This window comes from Flavobacterium piscisymbiosum, from assembly GCF_020905295.1.
In the GTDB taxonomy this organism is placed as follows: Bacteria; Bacteroidota; Bacteroidia; order Flavobacteriales; family Flavobacteriaceae; genus Flavobacterium; species Flavobacterium piscisymbiosum.
The window spans coordinates 5,155,622-5,174,832 of the sequence record NZ_JAJJMM010000001.1 but is presented as its reverse complement, the minus strand read 5'-3'; the positions used below and the strand labels follow the sequence as shown (position 1 = coordinate 5,174,832).

General features: G+C 34.1%; 13 protein-coding genes. 11 read left to right on the top strand and 2 right to left on the bottom strand.

Annotation, left to right across the window (positions count from 1 at the left end):
- Window positions 1-27: 27 nt before the first annotated feature.
- Window positions 28-1,461: a PepSY-associated TM helix domain-containing protein gene (locus tag LNP81_RS21995; RefSeq protein ID WP_230039426.1), complete on the top strand. Its 1,434-nt coding sequence runs from the start codon at window positions 28-30 to the stop codon at window positions 1,459-1,461.
- A gap of 219 nt (window positions 1,462-1,680) precedes the next feature.
- Here the strand turns inward: LNP81_RS21995 and LNP81_RS21990 are convergent, their stop codons facing one another.
- Window positions 1,681-2,628 carry an alpha/beta hydrolase gene (locus LNP81_RS21990; protein ID WP_230039425.1) on the bottom strand — a complete coding sequence of 316 codons (948 nt, stop codon included), beginning with the start codon at window positions 2,626-2,628 and terminating at the stop codon, window positions 1,681-1,683.
- Window positions 2,629-3,071: 443 nt separating this feature from the next.
- On the opposite strand from LNP81_RS21990, the gene LNP81_RS21985 reads away from it, so the two are divergent.
- The 8 genes from LNP81_RS21985 (at window position 3,072) to LNP81_RS21950 (ending at window position 13,011) form a co-directional block, all read left to right on the top strand.
- Entirely contained in the window at window positions 3,072-4,547 is a 1,476-nt protein-coding gene (locus LNP81_RS21985) for an MFS transporter (protein WP_230039424.1), read from the top strand.
- An 86-nt stretch (window positions 4,548-4,633) separates the two neighbouring features.
- Complete coding sequence (gene kduI / locus LNP81_RS21980) at window positions 4,634-5,473, top strand: 5-dehydro-4-deoxy-D-glucuronate isomerase (RefSeq protein ID WP_230039423.1); 840 nt, start codon at window positions 4,634-4,636, stop codon at window positions 5,471-5,473.
- Window positions 5,474-5,478: 5 nt separating this feature from the next.
- Window positions 5,479-6,270 (top strand): gluconate 5-dehydrogenase, encoded by a 792-nt coding sequence (locus LNP81_RS21975; protein ID WP_230039422.1) that lies wholly within the window; start codon window positions 5,479-5,481, stop codon window positions 6,268-6,270.
- Window positions 6,271-6,293: 23 nt separating this feature from the next.
- Window positions 6,294-7,700, top strand: coding sequence for a glucuronate isomerase (uxaC, locus tag LNP81_RS21970; RefSeq protein ID WP_230039421.1), 1,407 nt, complete (start codon window positions 6,294-6,296; stop codon window positions 7,698-7,700).
- Between the two features lie 255 nt (window positions 7,701-7,955).
- A complete protein-coding gene (locus LNP81_RS21965; protein WP_230039420.1) occupies window positions 7,956-8,978 on the top strand; it encodes a sugar kinase in 1,023 nt (340 codons plus the stop codon).
- 10 nt (window positions 8,979-8,988) lie between these two features.
- Window positions 8,989-9,660 carry a bifunctional 4-hydroxy-2-oxoglutarate aldolase/2-dehydro-3-deoxy-phosphogluconate aldolase gene (locus LNP81_RS21960; protein WP_230039419.1) on the top strand — a complete coding sequence of 224 codons (672 nt, stop codon included), beginning with the start codon at window positions 8,989-8,991 and terminating at the stop codon, window positions 9,658-9,660.
- 206 nt (window positions 9,661-9,866) lie between these two features.
- The gene (locus LNP81_RS21955; RefSeq protein ID WP_230039418.1) at window positions 9,867-11,309 is read left to right on the top strand and encodes a tagaturonate reductase; all 1,443 of its coding nucleotides are present in this window, start codon (window positions 9,867-9,869) and stop codon (window positions 11,307-11,309) included.
- Window positions 11,310-11,397: 88 nt separating this feature from the next.
- Window positions 11,398-13,011 (top strand): UxaA family hydrolase, encoded by a 1,614-nt coding sequence (locus LNP81_RS21950; RefSeq protein WP_230039417.1) that lies wholly within the window; start codon window positions 11,398-11,400, stop codon window positions 13,009-13,011.
- 229 nt (window positions 13,012-13,240) lie between these two features.
- On the opposite strand, the gene LNP81_RS21945 is transcribed toward LNP81_RS21950, so the two are convergent.
- Window positions 13,241-14,269 carry a LacI family DNA-binding transcriptional regulator gene (locus LNP81_RS21945; protein WP_230039416.1) on the bottom strand — a complete coding sequence of 343 codons (1,029 nt, stop codon included), beginning with the start codon at window positions 14,267-14,269 and terminating at the stop codon, window positions 13,241-13,243.
- A gap of 335 nt (window positions 14,270-14,604) precedes the next feature.
- On the opposite strand from LNP81_RS21945, the gene LNP81_RS21940 reads away from it, so the two are divergent.
- Complete coding sequence (locus LNP81_RS21940) at window positions 14,605-15,993, top strand: glycoside hydrolase family 28 protein (protein ID WP_230039415.1); 1,389 nt, start codon at window positions 14,605-14,607, stop codon at window positions 15,991-15,993.
- Between the two features lie 36 nt (window positions 15,994-16,029).
- Window positions 16,030-19,206 carry a SusC/RagA family TonB-linked outer membrane protein gene (locus LNP81_RS21935; RefSeq protein WP_230039414.1) on the top strand — a complete coding sequence of 1,059 codons (3,177 nt, stop codon included), beginning with the start codon at window positions 16,030-16,032 and terminating at the stop codon, window positions 19,204-19,206.
- Window positions 19,207-19,211: the final 5 nt, after the last annotated feature.

Here is a 19,211-nt window from a genome sequence, read left to right as displayed (position 1 = left end):
TATTTATCTTTTTATACGCTACTAATTATGTTTTCTTTTTCAAAATCAAATACAAATAAGAAAAAAAGTAAAAAATCGCTTTTCAAGCGTATTATGGCCTGGTTGCATTTATGGCTCGGACTGGCTTCCGGTATTATTGTGGTCATTGTTAGTTTAACGGGTTGTATTTATGTTTTTGAAAACGAAATTAAGGATTTTATCGAAGACTGGCGTTTTGTAGAACCTCAGGAAAAAGCTTTTTTATTGCCCTCGCAATTAGTTACAATTGCAGATAAAACCATGAAAGGCAATCATGCCACAAGTGTTACTTTTGGATCAAAAGAGGATGCTGCTATCGTGGGGTATTTTATCGAGAAAAAAGAAAGCAAAGACGAAAAAGGAGAACATAAAAGAGGAGGAAAAAAAGGAAGTTTTAAAAATGACACGGCTAAAAATGGGAGTGAAAAAGGAAAATCTGATCTAAAACCGCAAGGAAAAGGCAAGCAAAAAGGGGAAAAAGAAGAAAAGCCCAGAAAAAGAAGAAGTGGTGTTTTTACCAGTATTTATATGAATCCGTATACCGGAGAAATATTAAATGTAAAATCTTTTTCGAGAGGAGAATCTCCCGATTTTTTCAGATGGATATTAAACGGTCACCGAGCTTTATGGCTACCTTATAATATAGGAAGGCCAATTGTGGGCGTGGCGGTTATAATTTTTGTTATTTTATTAATTTCAGGGATAGTGCTTTGGTGGCCAACTAAATGGATTAAGTCCATTATTAATAAAAGTTTTAAAATAAAAACAGATGCCAGTTTCAAACGTGTCAATTATGATTTGCATAATGTGCTTGGGTTTTACAGCTGTATTTTTCTATTCTTTATTGCTGTAACCGGTTTAGTATGGAGTTTTGACTGGTGGAGTAAATCACTATACTGGGTTACATCCGGAGGAAAACCATTAGTCGAAAGCCGTGAATCTCCAAAATCAGACACTACAAATGTTAGGACTTTTAATCTTACTACGGCTGATAAAGTTTTGTTGAAGATGAACAAAGAAAATCCACAGGCAGCCGGAATTCTAATTTCTATTCCTGCCAAACCAGCAGATCCTATTGGAGCTTTTGTTTACAAACAAAAAAACACCTACTATAATATGGACAGGTATAATTTTGATCAGCAGACTTTAAAAGAGATTTCAATAAAGTCAACTTTTTCAGGAAAATATATCGATGCTAATATACCAGACAAAATACGAAGAATGAATTATGATATTCATGTAGGAAGTGTACTGGGACTTACAGGGAAAATTATTGCTTTTTTTGCCAGTCTAATCTCTGCCAGTTTGCCTATTACTGGATTTTTAATTTGGTGGGGAAAACAGAAATTTGGCAAAAAACCAGCTGCATCTCCAAAAGTTGCCACAAAAGCAATTCCTATTACCAAAGCTAAACAAGTCTTAGAGAAAGAATTGTCAGTTTAACGGATTGGGAATCCGTTTTTTTATAGTTTTTGATGTTGGTTAAAGGCAAAACTTTATGAGTTTTGCCTTTTTTTTTAATTTGATGCATTGAAGCTAATCCCGTACCTGATCCTGAAAGGATTTGCTCCCGAAGCCTCAGGACTATCGGGGATAGGTCAATCATTTTCATAACACTATTTCTATGCTTCGAGAGGGTAAAAAATTATACTCCTATTAATTTTATTTAGTTAATCCCTGACTTCTAAGCCATTCTTCACAATCTCGAGTCCAGAACTTGCTGGTATCTTTTATGCCCAGGCCAAAACCATGTCCGCCTTTTTCATAAATATGCAATTCAGCGGGAACGCCATTGTTTTTAAGCGCTAAGTAAAAATTGATACTGTTTTCGGGTAAAACAGTCGTATCGTCTGTTGCATGCACCAAAAAAGTTGGCGGAGTTTGTGCGGTTACCCTTTTTTCATTCGAAAACGTATCAAGCAATTCCTGAGAAGGATTATTGCCTAGCAAACTAGTTTGCGAGCCCTTGTGGGTAATATCATTTTGCATGGATATTACAGGATAGATTAAAAGAGAAAAATCTGGACGGGCACTGACTTTAAAAGTGGTTTCATATGTTTTTTCGTCGTAATGTGTAGCCAGTGTAGATGCCAAATGTCCTCCAGCAGAAAATCCTAAAATTCCAATTTTATTAGTATCAATATTATACTTTGCAGCATTTTGTCTCACATAACGCACAGCTTCCTGGGCATCTTGCAAAGGGCCAATGTTTTTGTTTTTCATAATCTTATCATTTGGCAGTCGATATTTAACTACAATACCAACAATGCCCAGACTATTAAACCATTCGGCTACTTTGGTTCCTTCTTTATCAATTGCCAAATGTTGATACCCTCCGCCAGGAAAAATGATAACTGCGGCCTGATTGGTTTTACTTTTTTTAGGTAAAAAGATACTTAATGTGGGAACAGAAACCAGACTTGTACTTTGGACTTTTCCATCCTTAATACTTTCGTTTTCTTTGTAATCGGCTGCTTTGATTTCGTCTGGTATTTTATTCCAAAGCGGGATGATTACATTATTTTGAGCCTGTACCTGAAATGTGGCACTTGCAAACAAGGCAAGAATTGTAATCGATTTTTTCAGGAACTGTTTTTTTGATTTTTTCAATTGTATAACGAATTAGTTAAATGTAATTTTTTAGTAAGAAATTCAAAAATAGAGATTTTTCGCCTATATCTGTAACTCAAAAAACGTTAAAAAGAACTTTTTATTTTGAGATGTCTTACAGGATTGCTAATTGATTTGAAAGTATTGATTCTAGTACAATTTTACCCCCTAAAAAGGACAAATTTCATATGCCTGCTTTTAACAGATATATTGTTTAATGTGTAATTTTGAATAGACTTTTTTGTTCTATATGTTTATTTATTTAGTTAAAATAATTTTTTATCTAATATATTTGGAATATAAAGATTTAAAACTATATTTGTGCAATCGATTACATTATTTTATTTTGTTAGATTTGGCAGATTGATTTTTATTGTCTTTTAAGAGCAATGAGTAAATTAATATTGCAAAAAAAAATATCAATTTTATAATTCAATTTTACTATGAACCAACCACCAGACACAGTTATTACCAACCAAGACCAAAAAAAATCTACAGGAACGTATCGTTGGAGTATTTGTGCTTTACTGTTTTTTGCTACCACAATCAACTATTTAGACAGACAAGTACTTTCACTAACATGGAGCGATTTTATTGCGCCGGAATTCCATTGGACAAATAATGATTATGGAAATATAACAGCATTATTCTCTATTTTTTATGCTGTTTCTTTGTTATTTGCAGGCCGATTTGTAGACTGGCTTGATACTAAAAAAGGATTTCTGTGGGCTATCGGAATATGGTCTTTAGGTGCTTGTTTACATGCTTTTTGCGGTATTGCAACAGCAGGAATAATTACAGGAAATTGGTTTGTAGGATTTGAAGGCGCAAAAGACGCTATAGAGTTGGTGCAGGATACAGGATTGGTGATTAATGTAAGTGTTACATTGTTCATTTTTGCCCGTTTTATTCTGGCAGTGGGTGAGGCAGGAAACTTTCCAGCAGCAATTAAGACTACAGCCGAATATTTTCCTAAAAAAGACAGAGCATTTTCAACCAGTATTTTTAATGCAGGTGCAACAGTTGGAGCGTTAGCAGCGCCAATATCGATTCCGTTTATAGCTAAATCATTCGGTTGGGAAATGGCTTTTATTATTATTGGAGCCTTAGGTTTTATATGGATGGGATTTTGGGTTTTTATGTATGATAAGCCAGAAAGACATCCAAAAGTAAGTGCTGCAGAACTAGAATATATTCAACAAGATGATATTGCAGATAGTAAGTTAGTAGGTTATGTGCCTGAAACAACCACAAAAGTGTCTTTTGTAGAATGTTTTAAATACAAACAAACCTGGGCTTTTGCATTTGGTAAATTTATGACCGATGGTGTTTGGTGGTTCTTTTTGTTCTGGACACCGGCTTATTTAAGCTCTGTTTACGGAATGGATTCTACACAAGCTGCTTTGCCATTGTTTGTTTTATATATGATTACCCTACTTTCTATAGTAGGAGGTTGGCTGCCAACTTATTTTGTAGAGAAAAAAGGAATGAACCCTTACGAAGGAAGAATGAGAGCGATGTTGATTTTTGCATTTTTCCCTTTATTGGCTTTAATTGCACAGCCTTTAGGTTATATAAGTTACTGGATTCCGGTAATTATAATTGGTATTGCAGGTGCAGCTCACCAATCATGGTCGGCAAATATTTTTACAACTGTTGGAGATATGTTTCCTAAAAAAGCAATCGCAACTATTACAGGAATTGGAGGATTAGCAGGAGGTGTTGGTTCTACTATAATCAATAAAGGTTCAGGATTATTGTTTGATCATGCTAAAGAAACCAATATGTCATTTATGGGCTTTCATGGTATCGAAGCAGGCTATTTTATTATTTTCTCTATCTGTGCAGTATGTTACTTAACAGGTTGGGTCGTAATGAAAAGCTTAGTTCCTAAATACAGCCCAATTACTGGTTTGTAATATTTAGAAAATTTTATAAGTTTAAAAAAGGTATATTTAAAATAAAAATCTAATTTTGTGCAATCGATTACATTAAAATAAAAATTATGACAAAATATAGTTCAAGATACGCGTCAAGCCCCGAAGCAGTAAAAAAATATGATACTCAGGAATTAAGAAGTGAATTCTTAATTGATGACTTAATGCAAGAAGATGAGATTGTTCTAACCTATTCTCATTACGATAGATATATTGCAGGTTCTGCAGTTCCTGTAAAAGGTAATTTAGTGTTAGAAAGTATCGATCCGCTTAAGGCATCTTATTTTTTAGAAAGAAGAGAAATCGGAATTATTAATGTTGGAGGAAGCGGTTCTATTGTTGTAGAAGGAAAAACATACGCATTAGGATTTAAAGATGCTTTGTATATCGGTAGCGGTAATAAAGAAGTAATTTTTAAAAGTGACGACAGTAATAATCCTGCGAAATATTATATCAACTCTGCACCGGCCCACACTACTTACCCAACGGTAAAAGTAAGCTTGGCAGAGGCAAATAAATTAGAATTAGGTACGATGGAAACGGCTAATCACCGTACCGTAAACCAAATGATTATTGGTAGTGTTGTAACAACATGCCAGTTACAAATGGGAATGACGGAGTTACGACCTGGAAGTGTTTGGAATACCATGCCGGCTCACGTACACGATCGAAGAATGGAAGTGTATTTCTATTTGGATATTCCGGAAAATCAGGCAGTTTGTCATTTCATGGGGCAACCTCAGGAAACAAGACATATCTGGATGAACAATCATCAGGCTGTAATTTCTCCACCATGGTCAATTCACTCAGGATCAGGAACCAGTAATTATACTTTTATCTGGGGAATGGCAGGAGAGAATTTAGATTACGGAGATATGGATGTTTGTAAAATAACTGATTTAAGATAAGAATTATGACAGACTTATTTGATATAAAAGGAAAAATTGCCCTGATCACAGGAAGTACACACGGACTGGGAATGGCAATGGCAAAAGGATTAGGTCAGGCGGGAGCAACAATTGTTGTAAACGGAAACTCTTCTCAGCAAAAAATTGATGATGCTGTAAATGAGCTTAAAAACGAAGGAATAAATGCAGTGGGTTATAAATTTAATGTAACCGATGAAAAAGAAGTTATTGCTGCCGTTCAGAGAATTGAAAGTGAAGTTGGTCCTATCGCTGTTTTGATTAATAATGCAGGAATCATCAAAAGAATTCCGTTAATCGAAATGGAAGTTGCTGATTTTAAAGAAGTGATCGATATTGATTTAGTAAGTCCTTTTATAGTATCTAAGCATGTTGCTAAAGGAATGATCGAAAGAAGACAAGGAAAGATAATCAACATTTGTTCGATGATGAGCGAATTAGGCCGTAATACGGTTGGTGCTTACGCTGCTGCAAAAGGCGGCTTAAAAATGCTGACTAAAAACATGGCAACAGAATGGGCAAAATACAACGTTCAGATTAACGGAATTGGGCCAGGTTATTTTGCTACTGAACAAACAAAACCAATTCGTGTTGACGGTCATCCGTTTAACGATTTCATCATTAGCCGTACTCCGGCTGCAAAATGGGGTGATCCCGGAGATTTAGCAGGAGCAGCTATATTTTTATCTTCAAAAGCAAGTGATTTTGTCAACGGTCACATTTTGTATGTAGATGGAGGAATTCTGGCTACAATTGGTAAACCATCAAACGAAGATTAATTCTCAATTATATTAAAAAAGACATGAGCTTAAATCAGACATTCATAAACGATAACTTTTTACTTGAAAATAAATTCGCTGAAGAGTTATATCATAACTACTCAAAAAATCAACCTATAATTGATTACCACAATCACTTAAATCCACAGTTTATTGCCGAGGATAAGGTTTTTGATAATATAACACAAGTTTGGATCAACGGAGATCATTACAAATGGCGTGCGATGCGTACATTAGGGATCAACGAGCAATTTGTAACAGGAAATGGTTCAGATAAAGATAAGTTCTTAAATTGGGCAAAAACGGTTCCGTACACGATGCGTAATCCTTTGTATCACTGGACGCATTTAGAATTGGCCCGTTATTTTGATATTTATGATTTGCTAAACGAAAAATCAGCAGAGAAAATTTATATAGAAACGACAGAGAAAATTAATTCTCAGGCATACAGTACACAAAACCTGCTTAAAAAAGTAAATGCTGAATTGGTTTGTACCACAGAAGATCCGATTGATAGTTTAGAGTTTCACCAGAAACTAACAAAAAATCCTATCGGAACTAAAATGAGTACGGCTTTCAGACCTGATAAAGCCATCTTAATTTCTAATGATGGTTATAATGCATATCTGGACACATTAGGGGATGTGTCCGGTATTGCAATTAATACTTTTGCTGATTTGCAGGCTGCATTAAGAAAGAGAATTGAGTTTTTTAATGCAAACGGCTGCAAATTAAGTGATCACGGTTTAGATCAGATTTATTTTGAAGAATTTACAGAATCTGAAATAAATACTATTTTCAAAAAGAAAAGAGAAAACAGAATTATATCACCGGACGAAGCTTTAAAATTCCAAAGCGCTGTTTTATTATTCTTATCTGAAACGTATCATGAATTTGGATGGGTACAACAGTTTCACTTAGGTGCATTGCGTAATAATAATGCACGTATGCACAGAATTTTAGGCCCGGATACAGGATGGGATTCTATTGGAGATTATCCGCAGGCGCAAAAATTATCCAGCTTTTTAAACGCATTAGATAGTAAAGATAAATTGACTAAAACAATCATTTATAACTTAAATCCTGCTGATAACGAAGTGATGGCAACCATGATTGGAAACTTCAATGACGGAAGCGTGCGCGGAAAAGTACAGTTTGGATCAGGATGGTGGTTTTTAGATCAAAAAGACGGAATGACCAAACAATTAAATGCCCTTTCTAACATGGGATTAATTAGTTGTTTCGTAGGTATGTTGACAGATTCAAGAAGTTTCTTGTCTTTCCCAAGACATGAATATTTCAGACGTATTTTATGTAATCTTTTAGGAGACGAAATCAAACGCGGAGAATTACCAAACGATATGGAATGGATAGGAAAATTAGTTTCAGACATTTCATATAACAACGCAAAAGAATATTTCAAGTTCTAAAAATAATTTTACCATTAAGATATTAAGGAAAATTAAGTTGAATGCTGAATAGAAAATTAAGATTAAAAGTTTTAAAAGAAAGCAAAACGCAGATTTTGCGGATTTAATTTAAGAAATCATTTTAATTTTTTATCCCGATACCTATCGGGATGACTAAAACAAACCATCAAGCTTAATTTTTCTTAATCTCTTAATGGTAAAAAGAAAAGTCTCTTAGTGGTAAAAAAAAATTACTGGTAAAACAATAAAAATAATATGAGTAAAGTAGTTGCATTCGGAGAAATTATGTTGCGTCTTTCTACAGAGAGGCATTTACGTTTTTCACAATCTACGGCATTTGGTGCTTCTTACGGAGGAGGCGAATTTAATGTTTGTGTGTCTTTGGTGAATTATGGCGTAAACGCAGAATTTGTAACAAGATTACCTGAGAATGAAATTGGTACTTCGGCATTAAAAGAAATGCGAAAAATGAACGTAGAATCTAAAAACGTAGTTTACGGAGGAGAACGTTTAGGAATTTATTTTCTTGAAACCGGTGCCGGAACACGTGGCAGTAATGTTGTTTATGATCGTGCACATAGTTCGATGGCAACTATTCAGAAAGGTACAATTAATTGGGAGAAAGTCCTGGAAGGTGCAACATGGTTTCACTGGAGCGGAATTACCCCGGCAATTTCAGAAAGTGCTGCAGAAGCTTGTTTAGAAGCTATTAAAGTAGCGCATAAAATGGGAATTACTATTTCTTGCGATTTGAACTACCGATCAAAATTATGGCAATATGGTAAAACGCCAAGTGATGTTATGCCAGAAATGCTAAAGTATAGCAATGTTATTTTAGGAGATATAGATACGGCGTATTTCATGTTAGGAATACCTAAGGTTAACCCGAATTATCAGGATGAGAAATCACTTCCTGTTTTGTATACGAAACTGTTTGATTTGATTCCGAATTTAAAAACAGTAGCCACTACATTACGTTATTCTGTAAGTGCATCACACCAGAGAATTGGCGGTATTTTATTTGACGGAAAAGTAATTTATAATGCAGCTGTAAAAGAAGTTACACCCGTTGTGGATCGAGTAGGTAGTGGAGATGCTTTTATGGGTGGATTGATCTACGGATTACAGCAATATCAAAATAATAACCAGAGAGCGTTAGACTTTGCAGTAGCGGCTTGTTGTTTGAAACATACCATTGCAGGAGATTATAATCTGGTTACTTTAAAAGAAGTTGAAAATATGATAGATGGAGATGGTTCTGCATTAGTATCAAGATAATTAAGAAAAGATGGCAAAATATTCAAGAATTGAAGTGGCTTTACAAATGAAAGAGAACGGAATGGTTCCGTTGTTTTTTCATTCAGATATAGAAGTAAGCAAGAAAGTATTAAAGGCATGTTATGATGGTGGTGCGCGATTAATGGAGTTTACCAGCAGAGGAGATTTTGCTCATGAAGTTTTTGGAGCTTTAAACAAATATGCTTTGGCTGAACTGCCGGGAATGATGTTGGGTGTAGGTTCTATAACCGATGCAGCAGCAGCTTCATTGTATATGAGTTTAGGGGCTAATTTTATTGTAACTCCTGTTTTTAGAGAAGATATAGCCATAGCCTGTAATCGACGTAAAGTGCTTTGGTCGCCTGGTTGCGGAACACTTACTGAAATTGCAAGAGCGGAAGAATTAGGATGTGAAATCGTAAAATTATTTCCTGCGGATATTTACGGACCAGAGTTTATAAAAGCTATAAAAGGACCTTGCCCGTGGACGAATATTATGCCAACAGGCGGTGTTTATCCAACCGTAGAAAGTTTGTCATCCTGGTTAAATGCAGGCGCAACTTGTGTGGGATTAGGTTCACAATTAATTTCGAAAGATATATTAGATAAAGAGGATTATGATGGCTTAAAAACGAAAGTAAGCCAGGTTCTTGATATCATCAAAAATATTAAAAATAAATAAGGAGTAATCATACCGATCCTTATTTACAAGCGTTTTTTTTAGATTTTAGAGATTGTAATTGAGCATTACACTTGAAAAATAAATTTTGTCATTCCTCACAGCAAAATTTACTTTCCTCACACAAGTGTAATGTTTCTTTTACAATGGAAGATTTAAAAGCTAATAAGGTTTTAATGTGGTTATTTATAACACTTTAAAGATTTAAAATGAAAGAGTTAAACAGAAAAAATACAGGATTAGAAAAATTACAGCCAATAAAAGTAGTTCAGTTTGGAGAAGGAAATTTCCTGAGAGCTTTTGTTGATTACGCATTTCACAAACTAAATAAAGAAGTTGATTTTAATGCCGGTATTGCAATGGTGCAACCTTTGAAAGACGGTATGGTACACCTGATTAACGATCAGGATGGTCTTTATACTTTGTTTATGAATGGTATTAAAAAAGGCGAAAAAATACAGGATATTGAGTTGATCACTAATATTGTAAAAGCTATAAATCCGTATACTGAATTTGCAGATTATTTGGCTTTAGCCAAAGAAGAAGAACTTCAGTTTATTGTTTCAAATACTACTGAAGCCGGAATTGAATTCATCGAAAGTGATACTCCGGATATGCAGCCGCCAGTTTCATTTCCTGCAAAGTTGACGGTTTTATTATATGAAAGATTTAAACATTTCAATGGAGATACTTCTAAAGCAGTAACTATAATTCCTTGTGAATTAATTGATTATAACTCAGAGACGCTTAAAAAATATATTTTGCAATATGTTGATTTATGGAAATTAGAGGATGAATTTAAAACTTGGGTATCAGATGCTTGTACGTATCACAGTACTTTGGTTGACAGAATTGTTCCCGGATATCCAAGAGCTGAAATTGAAGAATACAATAATAAATTAGAGTATAAGGACAATTTAATTGTTGCTGCAGAACCTTTCTTTCTTTGGGCTATTGAAGGTGGCGATGCTTTAAAAGCAAAATTACCTTTTGATAAAATAGATTTGAATGTAAAAATCGTTGATGATATACGTCCTTTTAAAATGATTAAAGTTCGTATTCTAAACGGTGCACACACGGCAATGGTTCCTTTTTCACTTTTATATGGTAATAAATTAGTAATGGAAACGGTAAACGGAGATTTTACCGGAAAATTCGTAAACAGCGTTATTAGTGAAATTAGTGAAACGCTTGATATGGACAAAAATGAAATTACAGCTTATTCTGAAGAGGTAATGGACCGATTTAAAAATCCATTTATCAAACATGCGCTGGCTGATATTGCATTAAATTCTATTTCAAAATTCAAAGTAAGAGTTTTACCTAGTTTATTAGGATATTATAATGCTAATAAAAAATTGCCTGTTAACTTAACTTTTTCGTTAGCAAGTTTAATTCAGTTCTACAAAGGAACCTGGAATAACGAAGCATTACCTGTAAAAGATTCTCCGGAGATAGTTGAAGCATTTAAAAACGCGTGGCAATTAAAAGCTACAGATCTAGTTGTAGCTAAAATATTGGCTAATACTGAATTCTGGGGTGAAGATTTAACTCAGGTGAAAGGTTTACCTGAGGCTTTGGTACTGGCCTTAAATGAAATTGAAGAATACGGAATAGAAAAAGGTTTTGCTAATTTTAGCAAACATTATTAATTGGAATAGTTTCTAAAATTCTAAGTTTTCGGGACGCATCTTAGCGACTTAGCACCTTAAAAACTTAGCTACTTAAAAAAAAACGATCATGCAAAAAAAATTAATAAAAGTCAACCCGGCAGATAACGTAATTGTCGCTTTAACCGATTTGGTACAAAACGAACAAATTATGTTTGAAGGAAATACCATCTCACCAACAACTGATGTTAAAGCAAAACATAAAATCGCAGAGAAAGATTTTACAATTGGTAATGATATTATAATGTATGGTGTTTTGGTTGGAAAAGCTGCCAAACCTATAAAAAAAGGAGAAGTAATTACCACCGAAAATGTAAAACATCAAAGTGAAAAAGTTTTTGGTAAAAACGGAAATTTAGGTTGGACTCCACCAAATGTAGATCGTTGGAAAGATAAAACTTTCAACGGATACCACCGTACTGATGGGCAAGTTGGAACCAAAAACGTTTGGTTGTTTTTTCCATTGGTTTTTTGTGAAAACAAAAATATCGAAAAACTGAAAGATATTTTCGAAAATGAATTAATGCCTAAAAAAGAAGTTTCTTATAAAAATTTGTTACGCTCTTTAATTGAAGAAAAAAGCGTAGAAGAAGTTTCGGATAAAAATTTAAATGAAAATCTTTTAAATAACGTCGAAGTAAAATTTATCAATCATCAAGGTGGTTGTGGAGGGATTCGACAAGATTCAGAATTGTTGGCAAAACTGCTTGCAGGATATGTGAACAACCCAAATGTTGCAGGTGCAACTGTTTTAAGTTTAGGTTGCCAAAATTTGCAAGTTGATATTTTTAAAAAGGCATTGAAAGAAATGAGTCCGAATAGTGATAAAGAAATTTTGATCTATGAGCAACAACAAATTGGAACTACTGATCAAATGTTTCAAATGGTGATTAAAGATTCTTATGAAGCTATTAAAAGAGCCAACAAAATTGAACGCAAACCTGCTCCTCTTTCAAAGCTAAGTATTGGTTTAGAATGTGGAGGGTCTGACGGATTTTCAGGAATTTCTGCTAATCCGGCATTAGGAATTGTTTCAGATATTTTTGCAGCTTTGGGAGGGAAAACAATTTTGGCAGAGTTTCCGGAATTATGTGGCGTTGAGCAAGAATTGATGAACCGATGTGTTGATGAAGAAAAAGCAGATAAGTTTTTAACTTTAATGAAAGCTTTTGAAAAATCAGTTGTAGATGCAGGTTCAGGGTTTGATATGAATCCATCTCCGGGAAACATCAAAGACGGATTAATTACAGATGCAATGAAATCTGCTGGCGCAGCTAAAAAAGGAGGAACTTCACCTGTTGTAGATGTTTTAGATTACGGAGAATATATTTCAAAACCAGGATTAAATCTTTTAAATACGCCAGGAAATGACGCCGAATGTACCACAGGATTGGTTGGATCGGGCGCAACAGTTGTTTTATTTACCACAGGTTTAGGAAATCCGATGGGAAATCCGATTGCACCCGTTGTGAAAATTTCTTCGAACACAGCATTAATTAATAGAATGTCTGATATTATCGATGTAAATGCCGGAACGGTGATTACTGGTGAAAAAACCATTACCGAGGTTGGAGCAGAAATAGTAGATTACATTATAGAATTGGCGAGCGGAAACGTGGAAACAAAAGCAGACCAATTGAAACAAGATGTATTTATTCCTTGGAAAAGAGGAGTTTCGCTTTAATTAAAAGCTAACTATATAACAAAAAGCTCACTTGAAAAGTGAGCTTTTTTGTTTTTTTACCATTAAGATGTTAAGATAATAAAGCTTTGTGCTTATTGGTTTTTAATTTTTTCTAAGAGAATGAAACTTAATCTTTACTATTAAGATATGAGCTTTGAACTTAATTTTCTTAATATCTTAATGGTAAAAAAAAAGTTCATTGTTAAATGAACTTATAGGGTAAAAAAAATTATGAGTTAGATCTTGACGATGATTTACGGATGTGTAATTCAGGAGCGAGAACAACCTTTTTTTCAATTTTTATAGTGTCGGTTTTATCTACTTGTTCTAAGAAAACACGTGCTGACATTTTTCCCATTTCCAGTGGTGACTGATCTACAGAAGTAATAGATAATTCCATGAATTTAGTAAATGGTTCGTTACTGAAACCGGCTACACAAAAATCTTTAGGAATATTAATATTTCTTGATCGTAGCTCTTGAATTGCCCCTAAAGCAGCGAAATCACTGGATGAAAATATAGCATCCGGTGGAGTTTCTAATTGTAATAAAATATCAACTGCGTCTTTTCCTGCATCAACAAAACTTTTAACGGGGATTACATATTCTTCTCTAAATTCCATTCCGTTATCCAGTAAAGCTTGTTTGTATCCTAAAAACCTGTTTTTGAAAATCTCAAGTGATTGATCTCCTGATAAATGAGCGATAGATTTACAGCCTTCGTCGATTAAGTGTTTTGTGGTAAGGTAGCCACCTTTGAAGTCATTGATGGTTACTGAGCTAACGCCGTCAATATGTTTGCTTCTGTCAAAAAAGATAAGAGGGACATTTTTTTGTAATACATTATGAAATGCACCATCGTTTTCTCCGGTCACATCGGTAACAGACATTAATATGCCATCTACCTGAGCATCTATTAAGGTATACAAGTTTTCGTTTTCTCTTTTCGTGCTTTCATGAGTCTGGCAAATGATTACCTGATAACCATGAGGATGAAGTTCCTCTTCGATTCCTCTAATGACAGATGCAAAAAAGTTGCTGTCTATACGAGGAACAATAACGCCAATATTATTACTACGTCCGCTTTTTAATGCCAACGCCAGTTTATTTTGCTTATAGTTCATCGAAGCAGCGGTTTTAATAACCAGCTCGCGTGTGCTTTCTTTTATTTTAGGATTGTTGTTTAAAGCCCTTGAAACAGTAGCGGCAGTGATATTCAGTTTTTCAGCAATATCGTAAATAGTTATTTTTTCGCTCATTAAAAAAGGTTTTCAGATTAATCTCAGACAAAAATACATTTTTTTTTATAACGTTACACAAATTGTTATCGATTACCATAATTTATAATTAAAACGTTTTCGGATCAACAATGATAATAAATTATAGGTTTTTTTACATTAAGTGTAATTATATTTCATAATAAAAATTAAATATATAAATTTTTTACTAATTAATTTGGTGTGTAAGAACTTATTTTATACTTTCGTGTAATCGATTACATATATGTAATGGTTTGAAAGACTAAACAATAAATCCTTCACAAATGTTTGTAAATAAGATTATAGCACTTAGACCTTTTTTAATCTCCAGTATAATGGCTATAACAGTGTTGTCATGTGCAAAGCATGCTACTGTAGTTTCTGATTCAGATCCTTGGAAAAAGATGGAATTAATTATAAAGAGTATTCCTCAGACTCAATTTGCTGATAAAACTTTTAATATAAATGATTTTGGTGCCATTGCTGATGGAAAAACTTCAAACACACTGGCCTTCGAAAAAGCAATTAAGGCATGTGCAGGCAATGGCGGTGGAAGAGTTTTGGTGCCTAATGGAAAATATCTGACAGGCCCCATACATTTAGAAAGTAATGTGAATTTGCATTTAGAAGATAATGCAGAAATACTTTTCAGCATAAACCCAAAAGATTACCCGATGGTTCATACTTCATGGGAAGGAACCGAACTTATGAATTATTCTCCTCTTATATATGCCAAAAATAAAACCAATGTTGCCATAACAGGAAAAGGAACTCTTAATGGTCAGGCTGATAATACAAACTGGTGGATTTGGTCCGGAGGAAAAGATTACGGATGGAAGAAAGGAATTCCTTCTCAAAATGATCCTCAAAACCGCGAAGTTTTAATTGAAATGGCAGAAAAAGGTGTTCCGGTTGGGGATCGTATTTTTGGTGAAGGACGTTATTTACGCCCCAATTTTATTGAGTTTTTTGAATGTAACACAGTTTTAGTAAAAGATATTACCGTAATAAATGCTCCGTTTTGGATTTTACATCCCATAAAAACAAATAACATCATTATTGATGGCGTAACAGTAAATAGTCACGGGCCTAACAATGATGGCTGCGATCCTGAATATTCTCAAAATGTACTCATTAAAAACTGCACTTTCAATACTGGCGATGATTGTATTGCCATAAAATCCGGACGTGATGCTGATGGAAGAAGAGTGGCAATACCAAGTAAAAATATCATTGTTCAGAATTGTAAAATGATCGATGGTCATGGCGGAGTTGTGATGGGAAGTGAAATATCTGCTGGTGTAAATAATGTTTTTGTAGAGAATTGTGTAATGGACAGTCCTAATCTGGATCGTGCAATTCGTATTAAAACCAATTCAAAAAGAGGAGGAATTGTAGAAGATATCTATGTGAGAAATCTTGAAGTAGGAACTGTAAAAGAATGTGTCTTGCGTGTAACCATGTTCTATAACGTATACGGTTCTCAAACAGGAAATTTTATACCTACAGTACGAAATATCAATCTTGAAAATATAACGGTAAAAAACGGCGGGAAATACGGAGTCTGGGCCGAAGGATATGAGGAATCTCCTGTCGAGAATATTACGCTAAAAAATGTAGTAATAGCCAAAGTAGGGGAACCTTACTTATTAAAAAATGTAAAGAATATCAATTTTATAAATACAAATGCGAATGAAAAAAGAGTAGAAACGATTAAAAATTAAAAACTATCAATTTAACCAAAACTATTTAACCAAACTATGAATTTTAAACAATTATCGAAGAAAAAAATAAAATACAATCTTGTATTTTTATTTTTCCTGAATTTCCTGTTGAGTACTACAATCTACGCTCAATCTACTGTGGTAGAAGGGAAAATTACAGATGCTGCAGGATTATCACTACCAGGTGTAAATGTCCAGGAGAAAGGAACTAAAAATGGTACCTCTACAGATTTTGAGGGAAGTTTTAAAATTAACGTAACCAGTAATAAAGCCATTTTAATAATTAGCTATTTAGGTTTTCAAACACAAGAAGTTACTGTTGCAGGAAAATCTAAAGTAAACGTAAGTCTGTCTGAACAATCGAACTCACTTAATGAAGTTGTTGTGGTGGGATATGGTACTGTGAAAAAATCAGATGTTACAGGTACAGTAAGTACTATAAGTGCGGCGACTATAACTGAGAGAAATACAACAAATCCATTAGAAGCTATACAAGGAAGTACAGCAGGTGTTCAAATTTCTTCTGCTTCAGGGCGTGCAGGCGATGGATACAAAATCGTTATCAGAGGAAACAACTCTTTGCTATCTGATACTAGTGGTACTAATTCTACAAGTGTAGGATCGACTCCATTGTTTGTTGTTGATGGTGTACCACTGGACAATATTGACTTTTTAAACCCACAAGACATTGCCAGAATGGATGTATTAAAAGATGCTTCTTCTGCAGCAATATATGGTTCGAGAGCTTCTAACGGTGTTGTGATTGTAACAACAAAAAGTGGAACAACAGCTAAAAAAGGAATTAATGTTAGTTTTAATACATCATATGGAACTAAAACAGCTGCGAGATTACCAAAATTTATGAATTCACAAGAGTGGTATGCATTTAATCAATCTGCATTTTTATCTTATCCAGCAACTTCGCAAACACCTCAGGCACTTGCAACTGCCTCTACAGGTAATAGTCCTTTATTAGTTAAAAGATACAATGAAGGTTTTAGTTATGATTGGGTTGATGCGATACTTAAACCTGGTGCAACACAAAATAATTATTTAAACATTTCGGGGCGTGGCGATTCAGGTTTAAGCTATAACATAGGGCTTGGTATGCAAAGTGATGAAGGACTTATTGATAATGATTCGACAGACAAGTACTCTTTCAAGTTAGGATTAAATCATAAAATAAATGACAAATTCTCTACAGGTGTAAACATTACTGTAGCGCGTATTGTGAGCCAATTAGGTAGTGATTTAGCAATGCAGGATGCATTTAGGCTACCTACACTTTTATCTCCATGGGCCGTTGATGCTAACGGGAATGATATTGTAGGACAATTAACATTACAGCCTGGTAAAATAACGCAACCTGGTAATACCACCCTTATTTTAGACAGAACTGGTAATGTCAATCCATTAATGGAAATTGCAAACTCTTCACAAACAGAAAGAACATGGCAAACTGTAGGTAATGTTTATTTTCAATACCAAATGTTAAAATGGTTAAGCTTTAAAACAACTTTTGCTGCAGGTATAGTAAATTCTGTTACAGGTATATCCAATACCGCTAATACAAATCAGGGAATTCTAGTAAAAGGGAATTCTTCATCAATTAGAAATTACAATAATTTCAATTATACTTGGGACAATCAGCTAGACCTAAAGCATACTTTTAATGAAGTACATGATTTTAGTATGTTATTATTGCAAAGTACTTACGCCAACACGGATGAAAATTCATACTTATATTCAAGTAATCAGCCTTTTGAATCAGGGATATACAATGTTGGTTCTGGATCACCTTCAACTTATTCTTTTGTTGCCCCAACACCAGAAACACCTTATGTGAAAAACGAGTTAAAATCTTATGCTGTACGTTTAAATTATGCTTACAAGGATAAATATTTATTAACTGCCTCTAACAGATGGGATGGTTCATCTGTATTATCAAAAGGAAATCAATGGGAAAGTTTTCCATCTGTAGCTTTAGGCTGGAAAATTAGCAAAGAGTCATTTTTAAAAAACAGCAGCATTATTTCTGACTTGAAATTAAGAGCTAGTTTGGGGTATACAGGAAATGACAACGTTAATGCTTATGCCTCGCAAGCACTTTTAGACCAACAAACATTCTATGCGAACGGATCGAATCTGGTTGCAGGATGGCAATCAAAAAATTTAGCTAATAAAAAATTAGCTTGGGAAAAAACAAGAGAAGTAAATTTTGGACTTGATTTTGGATTACTAAAAAACAGAATTTCAGGAAGTGTTGATGTTTATGACAGATTATCAACTAACGTAATCAATAGTAGACAGCTTCCTTATGAAACGGGTTACGCAAGAACATTTGACAATGTAGGTTCAGTTAGTAACAAAGGTGTTGAAGTTTCGTTGACAACTAAAAATATTCAATTAGAAAAACTAAAATGGGAAACAACATTCATATTTAGTAAAAATATAAATGAATTAGTTTCTATTAATTACCAAGAAACGAGTGATATAGGGAATAATCTAATTCTTGGTTCAGAATTAAATCCTAATTTCCACTATGTCTATGATGGCGTTTGGCAAGAAAGCGAAGCTACTCAAGCTGCTTTGTTTGGTGCTAAACCTGGTAATGGTAAATTAAAAGACCTGAATGGTGATAATAAAATTGATGCTAACGATAAAACTGTAATTGGCAGTAGCGTTCCTAAATGGCAGGGAAGTTTTTATTCTAAACTGACATTTGGCCAATTTGATTTCAATTTCTCGATTATTACGAGTCAGGGACAAACCGTATATAGTCCTTTTCACAGACAATTTACAGATGTTACAGACAGAAACCGTCAAAGGGTAAAAATGGACTATTTTGTACCAACCAATGGTGCTGGTGTTACTCCAAATGCTTCAAATAATGCTCCAAGACCTGGTCCTACAGCGGGTGGTAATGGAGCAGGTGCGACTTATCTCGAGACAACAAATACAGGTCTTGTTGGTTATGCATTTTACAGAGATGCATCTTACGTAAAAGTAAAAAACATCTCATTAGGTTATACATTAAATTCAGATTTGATGCAAAAACTTAAAATTAGTAATCTAAGAATTTTCATTAATGTTTTAGATCCGTTTGTTTTTACTGATTTTGATGGTTACGATCCTGAATGGGCAGGAGCTGCGATAGGTATTAACCGTCCATCTTCTATTACTACTCAATTAGGATTAAGTGTTAACTTTTAATAAAA

Excerpts from the sequence above, each read along its gene's own strand:
- LNP81_RS21995 (WP_230039426.1), top strand. The coding sequence starts at position 28 with ATGTTTTCTTTTTCAAAATCAAATACAAATAAGAAAAAAAGTAAAAAA.
- LNP81_RS21985 (WP_230039424.1), top strand. The coding sequence starts at position 3,072 with ATGAACCAACCACCAGACACAGTTATTACCAACCAAGACCAAAAAAAA.
- kduI (WP_230039423.1), top strand. The coding sequence starts at position 4,634 with ATGACAAAATATAGTTCAAGATACGCGTCAAGCCCCGAAGCAGTAAAA.
- LNP81_RS21975 (WP_230039422.1), top strand. The coding sequence starts at position 5,479 with ATGACAGACTTATTTGATATAAAAGGAAAAATTGCCCTGATCACAGGA.
- uxaC (WP_230039421.1), top strand. The coding sequence starts at position 6,294 with ATGAGCTTAAATCAGACATTCATAAACGATAACTTTTTACTTGAAAAT.
- LNP81_RS21965 (WP_230039420.1), top strand. The coding sequence starts at position 7,956 with ATGAGTAAAGTAGTTGCATTCGGAGAAATTATGTTGCGTCTTTCTACA.
- LNP81_RS21960 (WP_230039419.1), top strand. The coding sequence starts at position 8,989 with ATGGCAAAATATTCAAGAATTGAAGTGGCTTTACAAATGAAAGAGAAC.
- LNP81_RS21955 (WP_230039418.1), top strand. The coding sequence starts at position 9,867 with ATGAAAGAGTTAAACAGAAAAAATACAGGATTAGAAAAATTACAGCCA.
- LNP81_RS21950 (WP_230039417.1), top strand. The coding sequence starts at position 11,398 with ATGCAAAAAAAATTAATAAAAGTCAACCCGGCAGATAACGTAATTGTC.
- LNP81_RS21945 (WP_230039416.1), bottom strand. The coding sequence starts at position 14,269 with ATGAGCGAAAAAATAACTATTTACGATATTGCTGAAAAACTGAATATC.
- LNP81_RS21940 (WP_230039415.1), top strand. The coding sequence starts at position 14,605 with ATGGCTATAACAGTGTTGTCATGTGCAAAGCATGCTACTGTAGTTTCT.
- LNP81_RS21935 (WP_230039414.1), top strand. The coding sequence starts at position 16,030 with ATGAATTTTAAACAATTATCGAAGAAAAAAATAAAATACAATCTTGTA.